Raw genomic sequence first — 26,744 nt, forward strand, 5'->3', positions numbered from 1 at the left:
GCCGCGAAGAATTATTAATCCTGTCGAACCCTGGAAACGTGTTGGGCGTGTTGGGGGGACGGTCCTTTTAACACACAATTGTGTGTTAAAAGGACCGTCCCCCCAACACGTTTCCTTCTAATACCCGCTATAGCAACCCTGCCGCCCGTGTCGCCAGTTCACTCCGCTCTCCACGAATCAAGCGAACTTGCCCATAAAAAGATTGTCCCGCTAGCCGAGAGGCTAGATGGGCCAATCCATTACTCTCTTTGTCTAAATAAGGATGATCAATTTGGTCAGGATCACCACAGAGAACAATCTTCGTTCCTTCACCGGCACGAGTTATAATCGTCTTCACCTCATGGGCAGAAAGATTCTGAGCTTCATCAATCACGATAAATTGATTAGGAATACTCCGCCCTCGAATATAAGTGAGAACCTCAATTTCTAACTGCCTCTTCTTAATGAGCAGATCAATCGCACTCTCAACCACGGCTTCGCCGCCCTTTTCGCGCTCCTTTTCCCGTCGAGCCCGCAGTAAGAATTCAAGATTATCATAAATCGGCTGCATATACGGCCGCACTTTCTGATCCTTTTCCCCCGGGAGAAACCCAATATCTTTACCAAAGGGAACAATTGGGCGAGCACAAAGCATTCTAATATAGGTTTCGGAATGAAGCGTTTGCTCCAGACCGCTTGCTAAAGCCAGCAACGTTTTACCGGTACCCGCCGGCCCCATTAAGTTAACCAATCTAATCTCAGGATTGTTCAGCATTTCTAAGGCCCAGGATTGTTCTAAATTTCTTGGTCTAACATCCCAGGGAGCAAAACCTTTCCCCATGTGATAGACCAACCTTTCTCCATCCGGAGTAGATACCAGAGGCAGAATACTGTCATCACTCAGAACCGCCTTTACGCAGCGGTTTGGAGATAACGGTGTCTTTAATGGAATGAACTTATTCTGATAAAGACCTGCAACCTCCTTATCATCAAGGGGCAAGCTTAAAATCTCCTCCGTAAGAGCCGGCAATACTACTTTGTCATTATGATAATCATCCGTTAAAATCCCTAAGGCATCAGCTTTAACCCGCATGGCAATATCTTTAGTAACTAAGATTACCGGGCGTGCTTCTTCGCGAGTTAAACTTAGTGACACAGCTAAGATCCGGTTATCTGCCAATCCTAAATCCGAGTTCAGAGGTAAAATATCATTGGAATAGTGATTCAACTCAATTCGCACCTTACATCCGTTAGGTAAGAGCACACCTTGAGAAAGTTGACCCTTGGCTCTCAAACTGTCTAAAAAACGGATAGCTTCCCGAGCAGAGCGACCGATATTTTCCAAGATTCGTTTCTTGCTTTCTATTTCCTCCAGAACTACATAGGGAATAATCACTTCATTGTCTTGAAATCGGACGATTGCGTTAGGGTCATGCAATAACACACTTGAATCGAGTACATATACTTTTTGCAACCTATACACCCCTTTTTGCATCCTCAACTAGCATCTCTCTGTTATTATATTCCAGTTGTTTCGAAATTCTTTACCTCCTCATTAGGAATCCAAGTCTCTCTACTACTATATTCCCAACCTTACCAAGCATTCGCAATATTCATCAAGTACTCCAATTCCAAGTGAACTCATTCAGCTAAATCTGACTATCAGGTCTCAGACAGGGATTTACCTCACTGAAGTAAAATAAGGAACACTCACTTATAGAGCTCCAATTTGATAAATTCTAACATTGATTTGTAAAGTTCAACTTACCCACCATGTTAACCAAGTGTTAAATATATTTACCCTAACTTCCCAGAGATTTTTTTTTCAATACCAAAATAAGCGGCCTCCTTCACTTCAACAGTGAAAAGAGACCGCTTACCAGTTTAAAATAAACACTTTAAAATTTTTAGAACTAAAACAAAGTCTTACATCCCGTTAAGAACCCTTTCAGCCTGCTTAATCAAACTATCAGGGACAACCACGGCTCCGCCTAAAGCACGAACCGTAGGATGGCTCCCTGACGCAGATAGTTTCTTAAGGTAGGCTTCAGCTGCGGTTGGGAGGGTTCCCAGTTTAGGGTCAATAAGCAGAATAGGATCACCGGTCTTGGCAGCTAGGGCACTTCCGGCAACTGCGTCCACATAATCAAATCCGTTTGCCAAATAAACTGTCTTTGGATTCACTGCAAACTCGTTAACCACAACACCCGTTGTATCAAAACGGTCATTTCCCGCCAGTCGTTTAATAACGGCATTGGGTACCAATTCTCTTATTTGGGCTTCTACCTCCGGAGAGATAATACCCACTCCCCCTACAATATACACTGTAGCAGGCTTATTACCAGCCAAAAATTCTTTAGTTTTAGCCGACAGAGTGCTGTAAGAAGTCAGGAGCGCCGGGTACTGGTTAGCCCCTACAAAGCTGGCAGTGCTCAGTGCATCAGGAAAACTTTCGCCTGAAACAACGACCACCGGAGTTCCCGCTTGAACATTAGCTTTATTCACTACTGCCATACCTGTATCATAGCGGTCGTATCCACTTAATCGTTCAATGTTTCCATGTCCACCCTTAATAAGTTCTGTTTCGATGGATGAACCGATTGCTGCCGTACCACCAATAATCAGTATTTTAGTAGCTGAGTTGGAATGTTTATTAATGTAGTCAAAGGCTTCAGCTGAGTCTTCAACGGTAGAGCCTGCCAATAATATTGGAGCCTCAAACTTTTTGGACAAGAGACTAGCCGATAAGGCATCTGTGAAATTATGACCGGAGACTAAAATTATGCTGCTGCATTCTCCGCTGTTATACTCTTCAGCAATTATGCGGGCGGTTTTGAAACCATCCTGACCCGCCAGGCGTGTTTCTTTAGGGATAAAGGATGTCATCAAATCCATATAGTCAAAGGAGTTACTTGGATTGACCTCCGGAATTTGAATTTCAACCGGTTTATTAATGCCTGAAGTAAGGGTACTAAAGGTCATCTTCAAACTCAACTTGCCCTTTACCTCTTCAGAAGAGGTTTCTTGAGAACTCAAAGTATTCATTAATCGGTTAATCCCAGCCAGATCAACTTTCAGATCAATGATCCCACTCTTCTTGACAACATATCCGTCGGCAATAGCGTATTGCAACTCAATCCCTTGATCACCTAAAATGGGAACCTTTTTCAATTCATCCATAACCTTATTAAATTGAGTTAGGAATTCTGGTTTATTGGCATCAAATTCCTCGAAGGCCTGATTGAACTCACGAATAGTTTTTTCGCCTTCGGGAAGCTGACTAAGTCCCAAAACAGATCCCATAAAATCCTTAACAAAAAGCATAGCCTCTTTGTCTTGAGTAAAGTTATTGACAGTATAGCGAATAAACTCCTTTAATTGGGCATCATTTAGCTTTACCTCATAAAGCTTTGCCGATATACGGCCATCGTTTGTTTGCACATATTGGCTTCCCTTAGCAACGACATTAACATCCGGATTAAAACGTTTAGAATAACTCGTTAGAAATTCTACTTGCTCGGATTGAAAATTCTTGGTAAACTCCGCAAGCTGTGTTAAGTTCATAGTTGGTTGAGCAGCCCCCATGTTATAGGGGTTAAGCACCATATATTCCTTAGCTGCAAATTGAGGAGGCAAGGAGGCGGTGGCCATTTGGGGGAGTTTAACTATCTCCAGGACTTTTGGCTGAGCGCCAGTCAGATCCGAATCTATCCAGACAGGTACAGTTATGTTCATCCCTTGTAAACTTAGGCCCATCGTAGCTTGAGACTTTCCCACAGTCTTCTCTTCATTAGTCATTGTTTTAACATCAACATCCAGCTTGGCATTATTCACAAATGCAGCAGCTGTATTAATTTGTTGTTGAACAGACGGATCAAAATCTGAGCCACTTAAATTAAAGGTCATGGTTGTCTGCTGCTGCAAGGATGTAACATTTTGCATTTTCATGGCAGCGTCAAAAAGAACCTGCTGATTCTGGCTGCACCCCGTTACAATAAGCAGCAGCGTTAGTAATGTTCCTACCCATGTGAATTTTTTCATTAACCTCATTTTCTTCCTCCTTCTCCAGAATCGATCATATACCCATAATACTTTCTACAAAAAAGCACGAATCCCTTCTCACTAACAGCAAATTAATTAGGTCAAGTTAAAGGGCAAGTTCACTCCATGTAAACTTGCCCTTTAAAAACAGTCTATTTTACAACAATATTAACCAGCTTGCCCGGAACCGTAATCACTTTAACAATGGTCTTCCCATCCGTCCATTCGGTAACCTTGGGTTGAGCAAGGACTAGCTTTTCCAATTCAGGAGCTGAAATATCCGCAGCGACTTGAATCCGCTCCCGCACCTTACCATTGACCTGAAGAATAACAGTGACTTCATCTTGAACCAAGGCTGCTTCATCTACTTCAGGCCAGGATTGCAAGTGAATGCTCTCTGTATGGCCCAGCTCCCTCCATAACTCCTCCGTAATATGGGGAGCAATGGGAGCTAAGAGAATAAGAATTCTCTCCAAGGCCTCTCGACCGACTTCAGGATTGGCCGTCGGCTGTTCCTTGTAAATATACAAAGCATTAACCCATTCCATAATAGTACTAATTGCCGTATTGAAATTATACCGCTTCCCAATGTCAGTGGTTACCCTCTGAATAGCCAAATGAGTTTGGCGGCGCATTTCTTTGCCGGCGGCATCTAAATCAGCCCATTTACCCGCTGAATCAGAGGATTCGGATCCCGCACCGGAAGTTTTCCTTAAAAGAGGTTCGTATTGAGCAACCAGCCGCCAAATTCGATTCAGGAATCGATAACAACCTTCAACCCCTTGGTCACTCCACTCCAGATCTCTTTCAGGCGGTGCAGCGAACAGGATAAATAGTCGAGCAGTGTCTGCCCCATATTTCCCGATGATCGCCCCTGGGCTAACCACATTTCCCTTGGACTTAGACATTTTAGAGCCATTCATACAGACCATGCCTTGAGTCAAGAGATTTTGGAAAGGTTCATCCGCTTCCAAATAACCAAAATCCCGTAAGCCCTTTGTAAAGAAGCGTGCATAGAGAAGATGCAGAATCGCATGTTCTACCCCGCCCACATATTGATCCACATTCATCCACTGATTAACAGCATTTTTCGAGAAGACTTCCTGATCATTACGGGGATCAGTATAACGCAGGAAATACCAGGAGGAACAGGCGAAGGTATCCATCGTATCTGTTTCACGCCGAGCAGCACCGCCACACTTAGGGCAAGTAGTCTCTATAAAGGAAGAAGAGGTAGCCAAGGGATTTTCTCCTGATTTAAAGACCACGTCCGGTGGCAGCATGACGGGCAGCTGTTCATCAGGAACCGGTACAATTCCACAAGAGTCACAATAAATCATCGGAATCGGTGCACCCCAGTAACGTTGCCGTGAAATCAGCCAATCCCGCAGCCGGAAATTAACCTTCCGTTGACCAATACCCTGACGCTCAGCTTCATCGGCAATCTTTTCCAAAGCCTCTTCGCTGCCCAGGCCATCGAAAGCATCAGAATTTACCATAACCCCTTCCCCTGAATAAACAGCTTTCGGAGGTTGATCCTTCTCGACCGGCGAACTTCCCAGTGCTGAAATAACCGTTTTAATCTCCAGCTTATACTTGGTGGCAAATTCGAAGTCCCTTTCATCATGGGCCGGTACGCCCATGACTGCACCGGTTCCGTATTCGAGAAGTACATAATTGGCAATCCAAATCGGGACTTTCTTTCCGCTTAGAGGATTTAGGCAATAGGCTCCGGTAAATAGCCCTTCCTTTTCCGCATCCGTTGAGGTTCGGGCAATCTCATTGAGACCTTTCATTTTCTCAATAAAGGCCACAGTCTCAGCTTCATACTCCGTCCCCTTCACCAACTCCAGAACCAGGGGATGTTCAGGGGCTAAGACCACATAGCTAACCCCATATATAGTATCAATGCGGGTGGTATAGACAGAGATCTTTTCCGGTCGCTCTTCTAAAGGAAATTTTAACTCTACGCCTTCAGACCGACCAATCCAATTGCGTTGCATAGTTTTAACCTTTTCAGGCCAACCAGGCAACTTATCTAGATCTTGAAGCAAAACCTCAGCATAATCCGTAATTTTGAAAAACCACTGTTCAAGACTCTTTTTAGTAACCAGACTGTCACACCGCTCACATCCTCCATCCACAACTTGTTCATTAGCAAGCACTGTGGCACAGGAAGGACACCAGTTAACATCGGCCTTTTTCTTATAGACCAAGCCATGTTTATAGAACTCTAAAAACAACCACTGAGTCCATTTATAATAGCCCGGATGGCAAGTGGCCACTTCTCGATCCCAATCGTAGGAAATCCCCATTTCTTGAAGCTGGCGCCGCATATTGGCTATGTTCTTCCAGGTCCAGTCCGCAGGAGGAGTCTGATTCTTAATGGCAGCATTTTCTGCCGGCAAACCAAAGGCATCCCAGCCGATGGGATGAAGAACATTATGCCCAGTCATTCTTTTATAGCGAGCAATTACATCTGCGATAGAATAATTGCGTACATGCCCCATGTGTAAATCTCCCGAAGGATAAGGAAACATAGCCAAAGCATAGTATTTTGGTTTTGTAGAATTTTCCTCAGTTCGATAGGCTTTGCTATCCACCCATTCTTTCTGCCACTTCGATTCAATCTCCGGAAACGAATACCTCTCTTGCATAAAACTTTCCCCCTTAGAAAAATAAGTTCCCATATATTCTCTCTTAATTATGTACTATTAAAACAACGACTCTAAAAATCAACCAAGTCTTCATGAAAACGGTAAAAAATCTCCCGTCCCTCAAGGGACGAGAGATCTACTCCCGTGGTACCACCCAATTTTAAATAGTCCTCGAAAGATTATAACGGCTCACACCGGTGTTCATTGTAACCTGAACACAGCTCCAGGGCGAGTTCCCATAGTCACCAACAACGGCTTGCACCTTCCGCCGCTTCTCTAAAGAGGATCCTAAAGTACTATTCCCTATCCCAGCAATTCTTTGTATCATTTTAACTTAATGCTCCATCGGAGTTCCCGACAAAACTTCCGCATCCTTCCAGAGACGCTCAAGCTTATAAAATTCCCTTTGATCCGGAGTCATAACGTGAATTACTAAATCCCCGCCACAATCCATTAGCACCCAATTAGCCATAGGCAATCCCTCCAGATGGATAACCGGGATTCCTATCTCTGGCAACTTTTCATCCAAATGGTCAGTGATTGCTTTAACCTGAGTAGTCGTATTCCCAGTCACAATCAAGCAATAATCGGTAACCATTGAAATTCCCTTAAGGTTTAAAAGGGTAATATCTCCACCTTTTTTATCTTCAACGATACCGACTACCTTATCAAGCATTGTTTGATCCAGTTCCAATATTTTGCCTCCTTCGTAAATCTTCATATGTTAGTTGGGTTAAGGGATGAATGGGGCGTTTGCCCTCTCTCAAATATATTAACGTGTGCTCAACACAGGCCAACGTACCCTTTTCTAAATCATCATACAAGGATTGGCGCAAAAAGTCCACTTTTGGGAAATCTCGCTCAGGTTCTGTCAAATCTGCACTGTAAATAAGCATTTCCAGCTTACCCATTCCCGGCCTGCCTAAGGTATGATTGGCAACAGCAGCCAGGATTTCCGGATCATCAAGGCCATAATGGTGCTCTAGCCAATAAGCAGCCACGGGTCCATGCAAAACATACGGGCTCTGCTCATCTTCCGGATAGTGCAAAAGGTTCCAGCGTCGGGCATACCTTAACTGATTGTTCAAAGAGACTTCTTTTGCTAAATCATGCACTAACCCTGCACAACGAGCCTTAAGCGGATCTAAGCCATGATGCTGGGCCAGTCTTTCAGCCCAATCTGCTACCCCTAAGGTGTGCTTTAAGCGTTCCTTCGAAAGAACACGGGCCGCTAGATCTCTCAGTACTTCAACCTGCAATTTCACGTACTCCCGCTCCCCTTTTATCTCTCACATTCTCTTTAATAATCTATTTTATCAAGGAAATGCCTGGGATGCAAAAAAAAAGTGAGAGACCCCCTACAAAGCATGTGAGAAGGTCTCTCTCTTGACAGTCCTAGGGGTATTACATTTGTTTTGGTTTGGCTTCGTTAACCGTTAATGGCCTGCCGCCAAAATCTTTGCCATTTAACTCTTCCGCCATACGTGCCGCGTCCATATCCTCGACTTCGATAAATCCAAAGCCTCTGGATCGGCCGGTTTCGCGATCTGTGATGATCCGACTGCTTTCAACTTGGCCATACTCACTGAAGAATTGTCCGAGTTCTTCAGCAGTAGTATTCCACGGAAGATTTCCGACATATAATGTTGTTGCCATGATAACTGTCACCTCTTGTCAAGTATTAATCACTAAGCACTGATCGTTTTTAGTATGAACAAATCTCGACAGAGTATGCGAAATAATCCCGAGGAATAATTGCTAAAATAAAATAGTTTTAATAAAGGTTCCCAAAACATCTATAACATCTGAATCTAAAAATCAGGCTTCAAGATAAAGGCCTTCTTTTTCAAGATAAAGTCGTACAGGCTCAGGTAAAAGGTAACGGATAGGTTCTCCGCGCCGAACCCTAGCCCGGATATCTGTAGAAGAAATTGCTAAGGCCGGAACTTCCAAATAATGAATCTTCCCTTGAGATTCCGGATGCTCATGTTGAACTTTAAGTAAGAAGTCTTTGGCATCGAATCCCGGACGAGCGGCACCAATAAATTCAATCATAGAAAGAATTTCCTCGGACTCTCGCCAGGAAAAAATCTCCAAAAGAGCATCTGAGCCGGTGATAAAATAAAGCTCGTGCTCCGGATAAGTACGGCGCAGAACCCGCAAAGTTTCGACGGTGTAAGACGGTCCCTCCCTCTCAATTTCCAAAGAAGAAACCGCAAAGGCCAAATTATCTTCGATGGCTAGCTTGACCATCTCGTAGCGCAACTTTGCATCGGAGATATCTCTTCGATCTTTATGCGGAGGTTTGCCAGTAGGAATAAACAATACTTCGTCCAACTTAAACTCAGCCCGGGCCATCTCAGCGGCAACCAGATGTCCATAATGAATAGGATCAAAGGTTCCGCCCATAATACCCAACCTATTTACTTTTTTGTTTGCATCACTATTCATTATTTTTCTCCAATTGAATTATACAGCCTTACACGATCTTAGTCGTCCACTCCTCAAGGTTCCAGACATCAGTTACCCAATCTTCGTAGAAATCCGGTTCATGGGATACAACAATAACTGTCCCTTTAAACTCCTTAATAGCTCTTTTCAACTCGGCCTTGGCATCCACATCTAAATGATTGGTAGGCTCGTCAAGGACCAGCCAGTTTATATCTTTGAGCATTAATTTACATAACCGAACTTTAGCGTTCTCGCCCCCGCTTAAGACCATCATCTTGCTGGAGATGTGTTCACTGGTCAAACCGCATCTGGCTAAGGCTCCCCGAACTTCAGAATTTGTCAGCCCCGGGTATTCCCCCCATACTTCCTCCAGGGCAGTCTTTGTATTCTTGCGACTGGATTCTTGCTCGAAATAACCGGGATAGAGATAGTCTCCCAACTCAACTTCACCGGACACGGGTGAAATATATCCTAACAAGGTTTTAAGCAAGGTTGATTTTCCCAAGCCATTGACCCCGCGAATGGCTATCTTCTGACCCCGCTCTAATGCTAAATCCAAAGGACGAGTTAAGGGTTCATCATAGCCCAGCACGATTCCCTTGGCTTCAAAAATCAGCTTTCCGGGAGATCGAGCTTCCTTAAACCTGAACTTGGGCTGAATCTTTTCCCTGGGACGTTCGATTAAATCCATCTTTTCCAGTTGCTTTTGCCGACTTTTAGCCCGTCCGGTGGTTGAAATCCGGGCTTTGTTACGGGCAATAAAATCCTCCAGGCGATCCACTTCTTTTTGCTGTTTATCATAAGCCTTAATCTCTTGAATCTTTTTCGTTTCCAAGAGGGCCATAAACTGCTCGTAGTTTCCCGTATAGCGGGTCAAGCTGGCATTTTCAACATGATAAATAACATTAATAACACTGTTTAAGAATGGCACATCGTGAGAAACCAGGATAAAGGCATTTTCATACTGGATAAGATAACGCTTAAGCCACTCAATGTGTTCAACATCCAAAAAGTTGGTAGGCTCGTCCAGAATCAAAATGCTGGGATTTTGTAGCAAGAGTTTTGTCAGTAATACCTTAGTTCTCTGCCCTCCACTCAAATCCGTAACATCTTTCTCCAGGCCAATTTCTCCCAGACCTAAGCCATTGGCAATTTCCTCGATTTTTGTGTCGATCATATAAAATCCGTTGTGCTCTAGAATACTCTGGATTTCGCCAACTTCTTCTAAGAGCTTATCCATCTCACTTTCGGAGACATTGCCCATCCGGTTATAGATTTCTAATGTTTCTGCTTCTAAATCATACATTCCCTGAAAGGCTTCTTTGAGAACATCTCGGATGGTCTTTCCTTTAGTTAAAACCGTATGCTGATCTAAATATCCTACCGTAACCCGATTTGACCATTCAACTTTGCCTTTATCAGGCATCAGCTTGCCTGTAATAATATCCAGAAAAGTCGATTTACCTTCCCCGTTAGCTCCCACTAAGCCGACATGCTCTCCCTTTAATAAGCGAAAGCTAACCTCTTCAAAAATCTTGCGTCCGCCAAATCCATGGCTGACATTTTCGACATTTAAAACACTCATCTTACCTTAACTTCTCTCCCTTTTTTCTGTCTGTTAACTATTTTAATTAAGCAATAACTCCAACAACATCATTTCCGGTAAAGTTCTAAGATTGGCTACTTATCGAACATCCCGCCAACTTTGCGCCTTTTAATGCCCTTGCGCTTCTCGCCGATTTTCTGGGTTGCTTTAGTTGGGCCGCCTTGTTGAGAACTCTTCAGCTTTTTTTCCTCAACTAATTTCTTCATCTTATCTATTAGATTGTCATCCATTTTTTATCCTCCAATTATCATCCCAAACTACGAGCATAGGCTGATGATCCTTAACAACGCAGGTTAAACTTATTATTTAATACCCAGATTCCCACTTCTGGTACCTGAACAAGATCACCATCTCGTGAGTCTCGATATTATCCCTTGCTCTCAGCAATTCTCTCCGCTAACTCTGTTAAATAGGTCCAGCGTTCCAGCAAATCATCAAGTTTTTGTTCAAGGGTTTGCTGAAGTGCAGCTAACTCCGTTAGCTTTCCAAAATCACTGCCTGCTTCATTCATCTCTTGACTATTTTTCTTCAGGAGCCCTTCAACCTCAGCAATTTGATCATCGATTTGAGCATACTCCTGCTGTTCTTTATAGGTCATTTTCAGCGGACGATCCTTTTTTCGCTCAGGCTTTTCCTCCAAGGCTTTTGTATCTATTTTTCGGAAGGTTTTGGCCAAAGCAGCCAATTTAACTGCTTCTTCAGCTTCCTGCTCAGTTCTGTAGACCTGCTCACGATAGTCGGAATAATTTCCCACAAAGGATTGGATTTCCCCAGCCCCTTTAAAGAGGAAAATCTTATCCGTAACCCGATCCAGAAAATAACGATCATGGGAAACAGCAATAACTGCTCCGGGAAAGTCCTCTAAATAGTTTTCCAAAATTGTCAGAGTCTGGATATCCAAATCATTTGTGGGCTCATCCAATAAGAGAACATTTGGAGCCCCCATCAAAATCCGCAGAAGGTATAACCTGCGTTTCTCTCCCCCGGAAAGCTTCCCTATTTGAGTCCATTGAACAGCCGGGGGAAACAGAAACCGCTCTAACATTTGCGAAGCCGATATTGAACCACCATCCGCAGTGGGGATCACTTCTGCTATAGACTTAATCTCATCAATGACCCGGATATTGGGATCCAATTCCGTGTTTTCTTGCGAAAAGTAACCTATATTAACTGTGGAACCAAGTTCTATACTCCCACTATCCGGCATCAAATTCCCGGTAATCAGATTCAATAAAGTCGATTTACCACTGCCATTAGGCCCGATAATCCCAATCCGGTCATCTCGCAGAAGAACGTAATTAAAATTTTTAATTAATAACCCTCGCTCAGGAAATCCTTTCCGAACTTCCTTGCATTCGAGAATTTTCTTGCCCAGACGGGAAGACCCAGTGGGCATTTCAATTCGCTCAACAGAATCCAGCGGCTTATCTTCCTTCAGCTTTTCAAAGCGCTCAATCCTGGCTTTCTGTTTTGTGGTGCGGGCTTTAGCCCCTCTGCGCATCCAAGCCAGTTCATTGCGATAGAGATTTTGGCGTTTCCGCTCTGTGGCTTCAGCCTGCTCTTCTCGTTCTGCTTTTAATTCCAGGAAGCGACTGTAATTACCGGGATAAGGATAGAGACTGCCTCTGTCTAATTCAAAGATTCGGCCAACCACTCGATCCAGAAAATAGCGATCGTGGGTAATCATCACTAAAGCACCCTTGCGTTTATTCAGGTATTGCTCCAGCCAATCCACTGTATCATTATCAATGTGATTGGTTGGCTCATCAAGCAGCAGAATATCCGTAGGATTAATCAGAGCACTGGCTAAAGCCACTCTTTTTCGCTGCCCGCCTGAAAGGGTTCCTACTATTGTGTCAAACTTAGAAATTCCCAGCTTATTCAAGATGGTCTTAGCCTCATTTTCCAGCTGCCAAGCATCCAGTTCATCCATCTGCTGACCTAAGCCAATTAAAGCTTGCTGAAGCATTGAGTCCTCGGGCTTCTCCGCCAGCTTTTCCAAGACCAATTCATACTCCCGCAAAAGCTTCATAACAGGGGAATTACCTTTGAAAACCTGTTGTAAAACTGTCGCAGTTTCTTCAAAGTCTGGATTCTGAGGCAGATATTCTAAGCGGATACTATTACCCTTCGTAACCTTACCCTGTTCCGGCCATTCTAAACCGGCTAATATTTTAAGCAATGTAGACTTACCCGTCCCATTAACTCCAATAATTCCGATCTTTTCACCTTCGTCAATACCAAAGGAAATTTCCTTAAAAAGAATCTTTTCCCCATAGCCCTTAGTTAAATTCTCAGCAGTTAAGACATTCATAACGATCCTCTTCTCCTTAGCAAAAGCTGTAGAACGCCTTATTATATCACAGTCCGGCCTACAATGCCCAGAGAGTCTGGTTTCGCTGGGGCAAGAATGTAGGTTCCGGCTTCTTAAAAGGGCTAAATAAAAAACCCCTTAACTTTACTTATCTGCGAAGTTAGGGGACTTCTGTTCCGAAAGAAGGGGACGTTCTTTCTTGTCTGGCTTTGGGGCGGAGCGCTATTTATCACGCGTCTGCGAGTTCCGCCGCTGGCTCGTTGGACGGTTCGCGAGCGCGTCCGAACCTCTGGGCATTCTGCATGCGAACCAGCGGCGCGCTACGGGGACGCGAACCGTCAGCACTCGCTTTGACGCGGCTACACTGACGCATCCGCTTTGCTAAAAAGCGCTCCCTCCGGCCAGTTTTTTGGGAGTGTAAGCAAAACTTTTGGGTGCTCAGGTCAGTCTTCGCAGAAATCTTTAGCGTGTTAGGGAGACAGTCCTTTAGTTTTTCCTCCTTAGTAGCTGCATGAATGGCTACTCTGAAAAAACCCAAAAACGTTCTTACAATAATAGACCCACAAGACAGGGCGGCTTCAATTCACAGGAGTTAAACCATTCCAAGGAGAGGCGGTAAAGCCCACAAGTTGACCTGGGGAAGCGTAGCCACGGGTTCACCTCAGGTATTCCCGGTCGGTTTGCCACGAAAGTGTCCGGTACGATAGTCTCCAGCGGAGAGTATCGCCGAAGCCGTGATCCCTTAAGGAATTCCTACCGGCGTAGGATACATTTTCGCTGAAGCGGATATCTCTAAAGAATACTTATCCGCTGAAGATCGCTCCCAGGTCAGCGCGTGGGCCAGCCTCGGAATGCTGAGTTACCGAAGACACTGCTGCAAGAAGGTTTAACCCGTGCGAAGACAGTGTCTTCGTCGCACGAATTAGCTGGTCTTGCAGGATGTGGGAAAAGCTGCCCGCCCCAGCGACCCAAACGACCAATTTAACCAACCTTCTTTTGCACCATGATATCCAGAATAACTCTATCCACCGCCGTACTCCCCTGGTTGGCAAGACGTCCTAAGTTTTCGAGGGTTTGTTCTGCACTTTCCTCAATAATCCCATTTGTCGACTGGATGGTTTTACCCTGAACAGCCATGATTGCCGATTGAACTGCGGCACTGGTACAGGTTGACAACTTCATTGCACACCCGGCCTTAGCCCCATCACAGAACATTCCGGTGGTATTCCCCTGCATATTCTGAATAGCCGACATTACTTCAGCTTTTCCACCTCCCAGCAGATAAGCAATACCACAGCTGGCCCCGGTGGCAGACGCTGTAGCTCCGCATAAGGCGGATAATCGTCCGATCTTTGTCTTAATATAGATGGCAATAAGATTACTTAAGGTTACTGCTCGAATGATCTGCTCCCTTGAAGCCTGAGATTTTTCTCCTACGGCCACTACCGGTAAAGTCGCCGAGATTCCTTGATTGCCGCTTCCCGAGTTGCTCATAACCGGCATAGTACACCCTGACATCCTGGCATCTGAGGCACCTGCTGTAAGAGCCATAGCGTTAGTTATCAAATCATCGGAAAGCATTCCTTGGCTTATACCTTCTTTGATGGTCTTCCCTACTTCTAATCCATAAGCCTTAGATAACCCCTCTAACCCTACACTGGTATTCAGTTCGATAGTCTTATCAATTATTGAAAGGTCGCTGACCTTAACTCGCTCAACAAATTCCCATATACTATCAATTGTCATGAAGGAGTCTGCGCTATTTCCGATTTCCTCAGTTCCATCCGAACCACTTTCATTCTCTAAAGCATCTACTAATACTTTCCCATCCACCTCAATAAAAACAATCTTAGTATGTTCATCGGCAACAATAACCTTGGCAGTGGATTGAGGAGTATGGACAATGACTTCAATGTATAACTTTTTATCAGTCTTTGCTACTTCTACCTTGACCTTTTTCTGATCAATCATTCGTTTAGCATTTTCTACATCCCGAGAAGTTAATCCGCTCAAAACTTCCAGACCTTTAGTAAAATCTCCCGCCAGTACACCTAAAGCAGCCGCTAGATCAACTCCGCTGCCCTGAGCACCCGGAATATTTACCGCCATGGCGTTTTTAAGAACATTAGTGCTGGCCAGAACTCTTAATGAGGTTATCAGTTCTCCTTTTACGTGCTTCTTGGCTAAGGCAGCCGCAAAGGCAATAGCCATTGGTTCGGTACATCCTAACGTTACAACAAGCTCTTTCTCTAAACGTTCTAAAAACTTTTCATAGCTTATTTTATCCATTTCCCCCTGGTTCAAATAATCCGCTAAAAAAGGCAGTACCTGGCGTTCCCTTTTGATTATTGATTATAACCTATTTTAGTTCTTATGGCTCCAATATACAACTCACGTCTCAGGACAAAAAAGGCCACCCTCGGGCATCCATAGTTGGAGCCGAGAACAGCCTGGTCAGTATGTACAAAATTGAGCAGATTGATTGACACATTGAAGATATAAATTAAGATGTTTTGTATTCCGAGTTTGCCTTTAATCTGTCTCTCAAATAAAATTCATTAATTAAAAGATCTAATTTACAGCTTATACTGACAACCCTCTGGTCAGTAAGCTTTTTGTCTGAGGCAACTTCGTGCATTTGTAATCTTAATTCTTCAATTTGTTTATCAATCATATCATTCACTTGCCAATCCTCATTTCAACAAATAATGGAATCCTGGAACATTCTAATATATTTTACTGTTAACATCAACAATATATAAGCTAATCTTTTGTCGTAATATGGTAAATACTTGCAAGCGAACAAAAAATCTCCTTCAAAAGCGTTTCCACGTTGCTAAGGGACGAATTCTACATTGTTAATGTAATATATTTCCAATCAAAGACACGATTCTCCCCGAAATTTTGGTTAATGGGTGACTAACCCCAGACAACCTTTCCCTTTTTAATAACAGTCTCCACTGGGTTATTTCCAAAATGATAGGGCAAATAGTTAAGATTAGGAATATCCAGAATAAGCACATCCCCTTGTTTTCCAATCTCTAAGCTACCTACCTGCTTTGCTCTGCCGATTGCATGGGCAGCATTGATGGTAGCTCCGGCTAAGACCTCTTCCGGAGTAAGTCTCAGGTAAAGACAGGCAATAGTTAATACAAGCGGCATAGATTCAGTCGGAGATGATCCGGGATTTGAATCTGTTGCCAGAGCAACGGGAACTCGGGCACGAATCATATCTCTGGCTCTGGCATAGGAGTTCTTCGCAAGATTAAAGGAAGTTGCCGGCAGCAACACAGCAATCACTCCCTGTTCGGCCAAAGCTTCGATTCCCTGATCTGACGCTTGCAGTAAATGGTCTGCGCTGACAACTCCCAGTCTGGCAGCTAACTCTGCTCCCCCTGCAGAGGCTAATTCATCAGCATGCATTTTTAATTTAAGATTTAATTGTCGTGCTTTCAGTAAAATCCGTTCGCTGGACTCGAGACTGAACACCCCTGGCTCACAAAAAACATCGCAGAATTCCGCCAGATTTTCTGCAGCAATAACCGGCAACATTTCATCAACAACGTAATTTGTAAACTTTCCTTCGCTATACCCGGGCGGTACCGCATGAGCTCCCATGAAAGTTGGTACTAAATCAACAACCTGACTTTCGTCTAATTCCCGAATAAGACGCAAAGCCCTCAACTCATCCTCGACCATTAATCCATAGCCACTCTTCACTTCGGCAGTGGTTGTTCCCAAGCTAAGCATGGTCTGTAGTCGCCGACTGGTTTGAGCCTTTATCTCTTCATCTGAGGCTTCCTTCGTTGAGCGAACGGTTGAAAGAATTCCTCCACCTTGTTTAAGAATCTCTAAATAGGGTACCCCTTTTAATTTCAAAGAAAGTTCATTCTCCCGAGAACCTGCATAAAGAACGTGGGTATGTGGATCGACAAATCCCGGAGTTACAACCTTGCCCTGGGCACTGATTTCCTGGGTGTCAGGTCCTGACCATCCGGCAGCTCGAATTTCTGCCGTTGTCCCCACAGCGACAATCATTCCCCCTCGGATGGCAACAGCGCCATCTTCTACTATACCCACCTCAGACATCTCTTCCCCACAAGCAGGACTGTCAGAAAATCCTTTCATTGTCACCATCATTTGAGCAGAGTGGATCAAAAGATCCGCATAATGCATAGGATCATCTCCCTAAAAATCAATTGGGAAGCACCAGAAGCTTAACTAAGGTTCTAGCGCTTCCCTGTTCTTTTAATAAGATACGCCATAACTCCAGGCACCCTTTTGTTTAACCATCACCCTTAGTTTTCCCTGGGTTCTTTAGACTTGCCAAATTTCAAGCGGCTATGAGCACAGTTTTGTTGTTCCACACACATCTCACAAGTAATAGCGCAGGACAGGTTTGGTTTCTTAAGCTTTTCTCCCACCGGGATAACAAGAGTGTGAGATTTTACCGGAGACATTAATAAGGTTTCGCTTAAGCTTATGCCCAGTTCCCCTCCATCTAAAAGGGTAAATAAAACTTTCTGAGCCTCTAAGGGAATCTGATAACCACCGGGGCATAAGTTATGACCGGTCTGTAACCCTCGATCCGTGACTTCCTTAACCACCATGCCTCTTAATAATTCCAAAGCTTCATCCAGAGCTACAGTTCCACAACCGTCTAAAACCATCCCCTCGAGCATCTCTCCCTGTTCAAATAAACGGGCTGATTCTTCTTCCAGGCGAGGCCCAATAGTTTGAATTGCCAACAACACCTGATGAGCTCCCTCAAAAAATGAAGTAGCAGCTTTAACGGCGTATTTATTGGCCAGTAAAATTTCCTCCGAACCTGAAACCTCCACAGGTACATAAGCATAAATACACCGGGCATCAACAAGACCTAAGGCTTTAAGCCGCATCTCCTCAATGGTCGGTTTAAAATTCCGACTCCGCTTCGAATAGGCATCGGGCATACCAATCCGCCGATAAATTTCTGAAGTATCTAGCTGCAAATTATCCCACTTGATAAAATCCATCTCTATTCCTCCCAAATCGTGCTGCGTAGCTCGTGTGAGATTCTAATCTAAAAAGGCTTTCCCCAAAAAATCTAAAGACCCAAAAGACAGGGCGGCTTCGATCCACAGGAGTGAACCCATTGCATGAAGAGGCGGTAAAGTCTACAAAGCTTGGGCGGGGAAGCGGAGCTAGTGGTCCCCTCTCGCCGTCCTGCAAGAAGAATAATTCGTGCGACGAAGACACTGCTGCAAGAAGGTTTAACCCGTGCGAAGACAGTGTCTTCGTCGCACGAATTACCTGGTCTTACACGGATGTGGACGAAGCCGCCCTACCCCAGCGACCCAATTTCACCTAATCCCATCCACTAACCGATCAATCAACTCATCCTTGGGAATAAACGGCATAGTCATATGCCCCTTTCCTTTATACCGCTCATTAAACTCAATGCCGGTTTCAATTGAATTCTGATTTCGCGCCCAAGCTCGTCTCGCCACTCCACCGACCACATCCCATAACAGGGCAGATTTTATGACGTTATCCACTCGTTCACTTCCGTCAAGCACTAAACCAAACCCGCCATTGATAGCCTTCCCGATGCCTACGCCCCCTCCATTATGAAGAGAGACCATGCTCATCCCCCGGGCGGCATCTCCGGCAAAACTTTGTACAGCCATATCCGCCATAACATTACTTCCATCTTTAATATTCGCTGTCTCTCTAAAAGGAGAATCCGTCCCGCTAACATCATGGTGATCTCTGCCCAGCATAACCGGCCCAATCTCTCCCTGGCGAATCATCTCATTGAATTTTAGCGCAATTCTGATCCGACCTTCCGCATCCTGATAGAGAATTCTGGCTTGTGTCCCCACAACCAGCTTGTTCTTCTCCGCATCCTTAATCCAAATATAGTTGTCCCGATCTTGTCCCCTGCGATTTGGATCAATACAAGCCATGGCCGCTTCATCCGTCTTTCGCAAATCTTCCTTTTTCCCACTTAGACACACCCATCTAAAGGGCCCATACCCATAATCAAACAGCTCCGGCCCCATAATATCCTCTACATAGGACGGGAAAATAAAGCCATCCTTCTCATCTATACCATTTTTAGAAATCTCAGTAGCTCCCGCATCATAAACCGCCTTCATAAAAGAATTACCATAATCAAAGAAATAAGTACCTCGGGCAACCAAGGTTTTAATCAATTCAAATTGCCGCACCAAGCTCTGATCGACAAGCTTTTTGAACTCTGTCCGGTTGGTAGCCAGTAATCTCGTCCGCTCCTCAAAGCTGATCCCTTGGGGGCAATACCCACCCTCATAAGCCACATGACAAGAGGTTTGATCACTGAGCAAATCCACCTTAATCTGGTGATTAACCGCGTACTCTAATAAATCCACCACATTACCCTGATAAGCAATGGACATAGGTTCTTTCTTCTCCACATACTCTGCAGCGATCTTAAAGACTTCCTCTAAATCTGCAGACACTCTGCTGACCCAGCCCTGCTCATATCGAGTCTTAATTCTCGATTCATCCACCTCGGCTATAATCCCCACACCACGGGCAATCTCCACAGATTTTCCTTGAGCCCCGCTCATTCCCCCCAGACCAGAGGTGAGGAACAAACTCCCTCTGAGATCTCCATCATGGGGAATCCCTAACTTCATCCGTCCGGCATTAAGTAACGTATTAAAGGTTCCATGAACAATCCCCTGGGGCCCGATATACATCCAGCCACCCGCCGTCATCTGACCATAATTAGCGACGCCCATCTGTTCCGCAATTTCCCAATCCTTTTGATTGTCAAACATCCCTACCATCAAGGCGTTGGTAATAATCACTCGCGGTGCCTCCGGTCGAGAAGGGAATAATCCCACGGGGTGGCCGGATTCCATGACCAGGGTTTGCTGATCCGTCATGACTTCGAGATATTTTTTGATCAAACGGTATTGCAGCCAATTTTGACAGACACTTCCAGTTTCACCATAAGTAACCAATTCATAAGGATAAAGAGCAACCTCAAAATCCAAGTTATTATCAATCATTACTTGAAAAGCCTTACCCTCAATACAGTTTCCCTTATACTCATCAATCGGTTTTCCCGAGAGCTTTCCGGCTGGACGATAGCGATAGGCATAGACTCTGCCCCTTGTCCGCAGCTCCTCTAAAAACTCAGGTGCCAACTCTTCATGCAATTCTTCCGGAACATAACGCAAGGCATTCTTGAGAGCAATTTTTGTCTGACTGGGATTTAAGCTAAAACCTCGATCGGGAGCCCTTCTTATTCCTTCCACAAATTCCTGCTTTGCCGGTAATTCAGTATCTAATTTAATAGTCATAGCTTGAGAGATATCATAGTTACTAATCATCCAGATCACTCCTCACTAAAATTTAAACACTTGATCCAACAATATTAGGTTACCACGCTGAAAAGTCTACATGGCTCATATTTCAGAAATAGGTACAGTTGTCCCTGAGGACCGCTGTACCTTATCTCAATAACTATTTTGTCTACTCTACCTGAAAAAAGCTCTAAAACATTCCTAAGAATAATAGACCCTTAAGACAGGCGGCTTCGATCCACAGGAGTGAACCCATTGCGTGGAGAGGCGGTAAAGCCTACAAAGCTTGGGTGGGAAGCCTATTCTAAGCAATCAAATTCCGGCACAGTTCAGTCGCTGTTCCGGCATCTGAAGCGTAGCCGTCAGCACCGATCTCGTCTGCGAAGCTTTGGGAAATAGGGGCTCCACCAATAATAACCTTCACCTTATCCCGGAGTCCCTCTTCCTTTAGGGCTTCAATGGTATCTTTCATGGATAACATGGTTGTAGTTAAAAGTGCGGATAAACCTATAACTTGAGGCGAATGCTCCTTAACAGCATTTACAAAAGCATCCGGATCTATGTCTACACCTAAATCAACAACATCAAACCCAGCACTTTCTAACATCATGACTACAAGTTTTTTACCGATATCATGAAGATCACCTTTTACGGTTCCAATCACAACTTTGCCGGCAGAAGGCATATCACTATCAGCAATCAAAGGCTTTAAAAGCTCAATCCCGGTGCTCATAGCTTTAGCGGACATCATTACCTCTGGGACATACATATCCCCGGCTTTGAAACGAACTCCAACCACATCCATACCAGCCATTAAACCCTGATTGATAATTTCCAGAGGATCAGCTCCACTATCAATCAATTTTTGGGTAAGATCCTTCGCACCGTTATAATTCCCGTTAATCACCAGTTCAGCCAAGCTGCTAAAATCACTCATGCTACGACTCCTCCTTAAATTATGAAAAATTATTACGTCTAAACTATTATAGCCTTTAAAGCATTATTTTTCCTGTTTATTTACCACAAAAGTCTTTTTTTCTTTGAAACATTAAACAAGAATAATTCTCCAGTTTATTACACCGAAATATCGCCTAAAACCCACCCACTTAAAGAAGTTGAGTCCTCAGAACTAAATTAAAACTTCCCGCCAAATTTCTCCTGAGCTTTGCTCAGAATTTCTTCGATTTGAGCTTTTACCTCTTCGGAGACAGGCTTAGGCTGATGAGTTTCTAAGATAAGTTTAATTCGATCTCTGGCACGATCAATCATTGTCTTGCTGCCATCCGCCGTCCAATTTTCATAGTTATTAAAATCAGAAAGATCCGTAAACCAATTATCTCTAAAATGCTTGGCAGTATGTTCATCCCCCAAGAAGTTGCCTCCCGGGCCTACCCGCTTGATGGCTTCTACACCTAAGGACTCTTTATCCGTATTGATCCCCTTCAGTAAACGCCGAGTCCGCCCAATCACCTCATTAGAAATAACCAGCAGTTCTAAGGAACCGGTAATTCCAAATTCCATGTAAAAAACATCATGCATAATATTGCACCCTTGAAGAGCTCCCATCAAGGTAAACATTGTCGACTCTGCAATAGCCTGTTCATCGCAGACTTTGGAATTGCTGCATCCGGCATAACCCCAAGATGGAAGTTGATAGTAATGAGCCAGATCCACAGCTCCTCCTTGAAAGAGCACAGCTTCCGGAGTCCCGTAAACCGCCTGCATTGAACGCATATCCAACGGAGAATTTCCATACCCGTAAACAAAGGGTGCCCCCGGAGCCTTCAACTGGTGTATCACTAAACCGCTCAAAGCTTCCGCATTAGCCTGGACTAACGCCCCGGCAACCGTAGTCGGCACAGAGGCCCCGGCTACACCTCCGCAGGCAAAATTCGAAGGCACTCCATTTTCTGCAGCAATCAATAGCTTTTCAATAGACTCCTTCGGATGTTGAAGGGGCGAGGTGGGTTCAGTATAGATCATAAACAAGGGCTTGTGCCGCAATTGCTCTTTGCCACCCACTGCGCAGGCGGCCATCTCAATAATATCTTGCAGAGTTGCTCCATCTTCAGCAATAACCACTTGAGGTTTCTCAGTGTTTTGAACCATAATGGCATATTGCTCTCGATTAATCATCCGGGGGTCAGCATCGGACAGCAGGCCCATGGACATGACAAAATCTATATTTGGCAATTTATCGCAAATTCTAATAGCATTAGCCACATCTGCCTTTGTCCAGTTTCTCCTCTCAAAAGTGAAGGGATCCAGATAATTGAGGGTATCTGATCCTGTACCGAAGTAGACATTGGACCCTTCTAAATGCAGAGCTGCTTCTCCCTGACGATTATATAAGGTCACTCGGGAAGGGGCCGTCTGCAATGCTTTTTTCACTAGGGAGCTGGGAAAATAAACCCTATTCCCTTTTTCCACATGTGCTCCGGCCTGCCTAAGTAATTCCACAGCCTCTTCATGGTGAATCACCATACCAGTATCTTCGAGAATCTGACAACTTGCCAGATGAATCTCTTCAGCTTGTTTTTCAGTAAGTGTCCTGAAGAACAGTCCGTTCCCATGTGAGCTTCCAACTCCCATAACCTGCAACCCCTTTCATTTTGCCGTAAAATGAGTTCTCCTCTTTATCTTTCGTAAGTTAAGCGTTTTTATTTTTTCGTCTTGTAGACGCTTTTTTTTGATCAGTATCAGCAATGATTTCATTTAAGCCTTGACGAATGGTGTCATCTAAGAGTTCGGCATCATGTGTTGCCACAATATGCTTAGTTAATTCCTCAGCCCGAGCTTCCATTGATTTAGACCCCTGCTCTTCCCAGACCTCCCAGAAAGAGGTGTTAAACTGCTTTGATGTCCAAATTTCTTGTCGGAAATTTTTAAAAGTATGTTCATGGCTGACATAATTTCCACCGGGGCCTACTTCATCAATCACATCAACCGCCATTGTTTCTTCATCAATACGAGTGCCTCTTCCCATATAACGGGCATTATCAATATAATCATTGCACATGGTAAGGAAGGTTAAGGAACCGGTTTTGCCGCCTTCTAAATAACCTACATCATGAACTAAATTCGCACCCATTAATTGAGCCATCAAAATCCCATTTCCTGCTTCCATCCCTGCTTGAGCATCCGGGATAGGAGCATTGACACAACCTGCCTCTGTAAAGTTAGGAATTCCATAAAACTGGGATAATTGAGTCATGATAGCGTAATTCATCATTGTTTCCGGGGATCCGTACAAAGTCGCCGTGGTCTTCATATCCATCGGGGTAGCTCCGCCGCCAATAATAATCGGAGCTCCTTTTTGTTTTAATTGAGCCATGACCACACCCGCCAAAGCCTCGGCATTCATTAGAACAATAGTACCTGCTTTAGTAACCGGGGTGGTAGCCCCAGATAAGACCCCCGGAGTATAAACTACCGGCACACCATACTCGAAGCAAGCAAACATCTTGCCAACTCCATCATTAGTATGGGTCAATGGGGAAATCGGCTCAGAGTAAAGAATCATAAAGGGATTTTTGCGAAGTTCCTCTCTCCCGCCGGCTACTAAGGCCGCCATTTCTAATTGGGCGCGCATATTAATCTCATCATGAGCAGTGACAATCATGGGCTTGACAGTGTTGGTAACCATAGCCTCTAATTGATGGAGATCGCTGACTTTAGAACTGGTATCCGAAGCGATAGCATAACTCATTACGAAATCATAATTAGGTAAGTAATCCATAACTCTGCAGGCAAGTTCCACATCCCGCTTAGTTGAGCGTCTCCGCTTGCCGGTTTCTAAATCTACAGTAAAAGGCAGGTCTGAACCGGTTCCAAAATATGTTCGATTCTTTTCCAAAGGCATAACTCGCTGGCCTTTGCGATTGGCAACGACAATTTTGCGCGGTGCTAAACGCAGGCATTCCTCTACTAACCAACTGGGAATCCGAACCCGATGATCATTGACAATACAGCCTGCATCTTTTAATAACTGCAAGGCTTCCGGATGGTCTACAACAACTCCGGTTCGTTCGAGTACTTCCAAAGTTGCAAAATGGATTTCCTCAATTTGGCCTTCACTTACCCAACGCAGAAATGGGGTTGTTTGTTCTATACTATTGGAACGAATCTTTCTCATTTAGGTTACCCGGTTAATAAAACTTGGACAAAACCTAACCTTATCCTTTCGTAATTCTTGATGTATACCTGCCTTACCTCTCCAAGTTTTGAGCACAATTTGTCAATCTTAATGTATCTAGAGAGTTATCTCCAATACCAAATAAAATTATTGCAAGATTTATGCCATCCTTCATACCAGGATGGATCTCTCTTTCAAGCAAGACTTGCCATTAATATATCAGTACACTAAAGGGTTTTCCTAGTTCTTAGAATAAAGGGTTCAGCCCCTCTGTAAAGGGCAAAAATCAAAACGCTAAAATATTTTGCGCTTCAATCTTCTGCTTACTCCCCCTTGACTTACACTCATGCAAACGCATAAAAATTCAGCGGTGCCAATTTTTATTGCAGGTTTTATAGTGATTTAACATTTTATTTTCCACTTATTTTAACTTTATTGGGTCCAAGTTACTGCTTTAGCTTTTCTTTATCGTGCCTGTAATCATATTTCTCATTGGGCATATGAAGTTCAACATTATTTATGATCACAGTGCTATCATCTTGCCAACGTATGGAAGCATTACTTTCTTTATATTGAAAGTAGATAATTTTAGATTTTCTAGTTACCTTATTAGAGGATAACTCTGCAATTACCGAATATGAAGTAGTGGCCCCTGCATCAGAAGTGTAGGCCTTAAGGGTATAGGTTTTATCCGGAGATGTTTCTTCCGCAATTAGAGTCCCCTTGGGAAGACGCTCCATGTCATAAGACGACCAATAAACACCATAACCCAATATACTTGTAAACAGAAACAGGACTGAAATCAAAAGAATTTTGCGTTCATTTCAACTCCTACTCTCTTTAAGTGGTTGATCAGATTAACCGATAGCAATTATCTGGGTCATGGAAATAGCCTTAGTAGGGCAGGCCTCTTTACAAATCCCGCATCCCCAACACTTGTTCAGATCAAGCTCAACCTTTCTCCGATTTTTTCCCTTCACCACTGTTCCTGCCTCCCCTATATAGAAAGCCCTAAAATTGCAACGCTTAGCACAAGCCCCACAATGCGAACACTTAGCATCATCACGCTGAACCATGAATTGAATGATGGGAAAAACACCCTTCGTTCCTTTTTCCTGAGCCAAACGCAAGGGATAACAACAGCAGGAACAACAATTGCATATATAAGTCGGCCCCTTGGTTCGCCAGTCACTGTTTACTTGATGCATTAACCCCTTTTTATGAGCTGCCCGCACCAACTCTCCGGCCTCTTCTTTGGAAAGAGAACGACCAAAGGTTCGGTCGGTTATGGAATCGTTAAAGCTCAAACAAGTTTCCGTAGGCTTAACACAGTGACTTGCTAACTTGCGGCAATTACAGGGAACTAAACGAATATCCTTTACAGATTCCAAAACTTGATCCAAGTCCTCAATCATCAGGAATGTCTCCGGGGCCCTATCCACAGTTTCCCCCTCAAGAAGGGAACCCAGATAAGAATCCATCCGCTCACGATAAACTCGATAACACCATTTGTCTAAAGTTCGCCTCAGATCTTTATCGATTAAATGATAGTTTTCATCAAACTTACAGATATAATCCAAGAGTTCATAGAAATCCGCCCCGTAATAAATGTAATCTCCATCCACCTCTTCCCTATGAACAAGGTGTTTATTATAACAGGCGTCTAATAAGTCCTGTACATCTTCAAAATTACTGTTCATCCTTAAAACAATTTTCGAGACAGAACACTTTTCACCATTTAGCCGAGCTACCAGAATCATCTCTCGTTCAGAGAGAAAAAGAGACAAATGGGGAACTACAAATTCCGGCACAGCAAAGAGTCTAACAAACTTATCAATCTCAGACATCAAAAAATCCGCCCTTCACGTTGTCATAATAGTTTTATAAAGCCACTTTACACCCATGAAATACTCTTGGGCATAAAGTGGCCATTTAATTAATCTCTACCTACCCAGCCTCTCGGTGCAGCACCGAATTAAGGTACTCTTACTCACTCTTACTCTAACCTAACATCAGAGGAAGTGTCTTAGCATAGTGAGCACTTTAGTGGAATCGCGTCAATGAGCGCAGTCGATAAGGCGTGAAGAAACGCAACGGTTTACATGCAGTAAGCCCAGAGGTTTTGCGTTTTAGCCTTATCGACAAGCGAATAGCGATGAAACGTGTGCGAACGGGCTAAGACACTTCCTCTCCCCAGACTGAGCTCAACTCACCTTAACTTCGC

20 protein-coding genes and 1 other annotated feature are annotated in these 26,744 nt (G+C 44.0%); all 20 genes read right to left on the reverse strand.

Annotated elements, in window-relative coordinates; all coding sequences use genetic code 11:
- Positions 1 to 127: 127 nt before the first annotated feature.
- The 20 genes from DESMER_RS19415 to DESMER_RS19510 all read right to left on the reverse strand — a co-directional run bounded on the left by DESMER_RS19415 (position 128) and on the right by DESMER_RS19510 (position 26,367).
- Positions 128 to 1,453: a PhoH family protein gene (locus DESMER_RS19415; protein WP_042334010.1), complete on the reverse strand. Its 1,326-nt coding sequence runs from the start codon at positions 1,451 to 1,453 to the stop codon at positions 128 to 130.
- 452 nt (positions 1,454 to 1,905) lie between these two features.
- Entirely contained in the window at positions 1,906 to 4,029 is a 2,124-nt protein-coding gene (locus DESMER_RS19420; protein WP_014904772.1) for a cell wall-binding repeat-containing protein, read from the reverse strand.
- Positions 4,030 to 4,172: 143 nt separating this feature from the next.
- Positions 4,173 to 6,677 carry a leucine--tRNA ligase gene (gene leuS / locus DESMER_RS19425; RefSeq protein ID WP_014904773.1) on the reverse strand — a complete coding sequence of 835 codons (2,505 nt, stop codon included), beginning with the start codon at positions 6,675 to 6,677 and terminating at the stop codon, positions 4,173 to 4,175.
- A 120-nt stretch (positions 6,678 to 6,797) separates the two neighbouring features.
- Positions 6,798 to 6,996 (reverse strand) — a binding site (T-box leader).
- Positions 6,997 to 7,011: 15 nt separating this feature from the next.
- Positions 7,012 to 7,371: a ribosome silencing factor gene (gene rsfS, locus DESMER_RS19430; protein WP_014904774.1), complete on the reverse strand. Its 360-nt coding sequence runs from the start codon at positions 7,369 to 7,371 to the stop codon at positions 7,012 to 7,014.
- On the reverse strand, positions 7,346 to 7,942 hold the full coding sequence (gene yqeK / locus DESMER_RS19435) for a bis(5'-nucleosyl)-tetraphosphatase (symmetrical) YqeK (protein WP_014904775.1): 597 nt from the start codon (positions 7,940 to 7,942) through the stop codon (positions 7,346 to 7,348). The genes rsfS and yqeK overlap by 26 nt, the downstream gene beginning before the upstream one ends.
- Before the next feature lie 139 nt (positions 7,943 to 8,081).
- The gene (locus DESMER_RS19440) at positions 8,082 to 8,333 is read right to left on the reverse strand and encodes an RNA-binding regulator (protein ID WP_014904776.1); all 252 of its coding nucleotides are present in this window, start codon (positions 8,331 to 8,333) and stop codon (positions 8,082 to 8,084) included.
- A gap of 162 nt (positions 8,334 to 8,495) precedes the next feature.
- A complete protein-coding gene (gene nadD, locus DESMER_RS19445; protein ID WP_014904777.1) occupies positions 8,496 to 9,128 on the reverse strand; it encodes a nicotinate-nucleotide adenylyltransferase in 633 nt (210 codons plus the stop codon).
- 28 nt (positions 9,129 to 9,156) lie between these two features.
- Positions 9,157 to 10,713, reverse strand: coding sequence for an ABC-F family ATP-binding cassette domain-containing protein (locus DESMER_RS19450; RefSeq protein ID WP_014904778.1), 1,557 nt, complete (start codon positions 10,711 to 10,713; stop codon positions 9,157 to 9,159).
- 95 nt (positions 10,714 to 10,808) lie between these two features.
- Positions 10,809 to 10,964 carry a hypothetical protein gene (locus DESMER_RS24075; protein WP_014904779.1) on the reverse strand — a complete coding sequence of 52 codons (156 nt, stop codon included), beginning with the start codon at positions 10,962 to 10,964 and terminating at the stop codon, positions 10,809 to 10,811.
- Between the two features lie 137 nt (positions 10,965 to 11,101).
- Complete coding sequence (locus DESMER_RS19455; RefSeq protein ID WP_014904780.1) at positions 11,102 to 13,048, reverse strand: ABC-F family ATP-binding cassette domain-containing protein; 1,947 nt, start codon at positions 13,046 to 13,048, stop codon at positions 11,102 to 11,104.
- 981 nt (positions 13,049 to 14,029) lie between these two features.
- The gene (locus tag DESMER_RS19460; RefSeq protein ID WP_014904781.1) at positions 14,030 to 15,337 is read right to left on the reverse strand and encodes an L-cysteine desulfidase family protein; all 1,308 of its coding nucleotides are present in this window, start codon (positions 15,335 to 15,337) and stop codon (positions 14,030 to 14,032) included.
- 214 nt (positions 15,338 to 15,551) lie between these two features.
- On the reverse strand, positions 15,552 to 15,722 hold the full coding sequence (locus tag DESMER_RS19465; RefSeq protein WP_042334816.1) for an aspartyl-phosphate phosphatase Spo0E family protein: 171 nt from the start codon (positions 15,720 to 15,722) through the stop codon (positions 15,552 to 15,554).
- Positions 15,723 to 15,967: 245 nt separating this feature from the next.
- Positions 15,968 to 17,224: an imidazolonepropionase gene (gene hutI, locus DESMER_RS19470; RefSeq protein ID WP_014904783.1), complete on the reverse strand. Its 1,257-nt coding sequence runs from the start codon at positions 17,222 to 17,224 to the stop codon at positions 15,968 to 15,970.
- A gap of 122 nt (positions 17,225 to 17,346) precedes the next feature.
- Positions 17,347 to 18,063, reverse strand: coding sequence for a vitamin B12 dependent methionine synthase (locus tag DESMER_RS19475; RefSeq protein ID WP_014904784.1), 717 nt, complete (start codon positions 18,061 to 18,063; stop codon positions 17,347 to 17,349).
- Positions 18,064 to 18,390: 327 nt separating this feature from the next.
- The gene (gene hutU / locus DESMER_RS19485) at positions 18,391 to 20,412 is read right to left on the reverse strand and encodes a urocanate hydratase (RefSeq protein WP_014904785.1); all 2,022 of its coding nucleotides are present in this window, start codon (positions 20,410 to 20,412) and stop codon (positions 18,391 to 18,393) included.
- A gap of 277 nt (positions 20,413 to 20,689) precedes the next feature.
- Positions 20,690 to 21,322: a cobalamin B12-binding domain-containing protein gene (locus DESMER_RS19490; protein WP_014904786.1), complete on the reverse strand. Its 633-nt coding sequence runs from the start codon at positions 21,320 to 21,322 to the stop codon at positions 20,690 to 20,692.
- A 197-nt stretch (positions 21,323 to 21,519) separates the two neighbouring features.
- A complete protein-coding gene (locus tag DESMER_RS19495; RefSeq protein ID WP_014904787.1) occupies positions 21,520 to 22,977 on the reverse strand; it encodes a trimethylamine methyltransferase family protein in 1,458 nt (485 codons plus the stop codon).
- A 58-nt stretch (positions 22,978 to 23,035) separates the two neighbouring features.
- On the reverse strand, positions 23,036 to 24,520 hold the full coding sequence (locus tag DESMER_RS19500) for a trimethylamine methyltransferase family protein (RefSeq protein WP_014904788.1): 1,485 nt from the start codon (positions 24,518 to 24,520) through the stop codon (positions 23,036 to 23,038).
- A 446-nt stretch (positions 24,521 to 24,966) separates the two neighbouring features.
- Complete coding sequence (locus DESMER_RS19505; protein ID WP_014904789.1) at positions 24,967 to 25,326, reverse strand: DUF5412 family protein; 360 nt, start codon at positions 25,324 to 25,326, stop codon at positions 24,967 to 24,969.
- A 51-nt stretch (positions 25,327 to 25,377) separates the two neighbouring features.
- A complete protein-coding gene (locus tag DESMER_RS19510) occupies positions 25,378 to 26,367 on the reverse strand; it encodes an ATP-binding protein (protein ID WP_014904790.1) in 990 nt (329 codons plus the stop codon).
- Positions 26,368 to 26,744 lie beyond the last annotated feature (377 nt).

This window comes from Desulfosporosinus meridiei DSM 13257, assembly GCF_000231385.2.
Taxonomy (GTDB): domain Bacteria; phylum Bacillota; class Desulfitobacteriia; order Desulfitobacteriales; family Desulfitobacteriaceae; genus Desulfosporosinus; species Desulfosporosinus meridiei.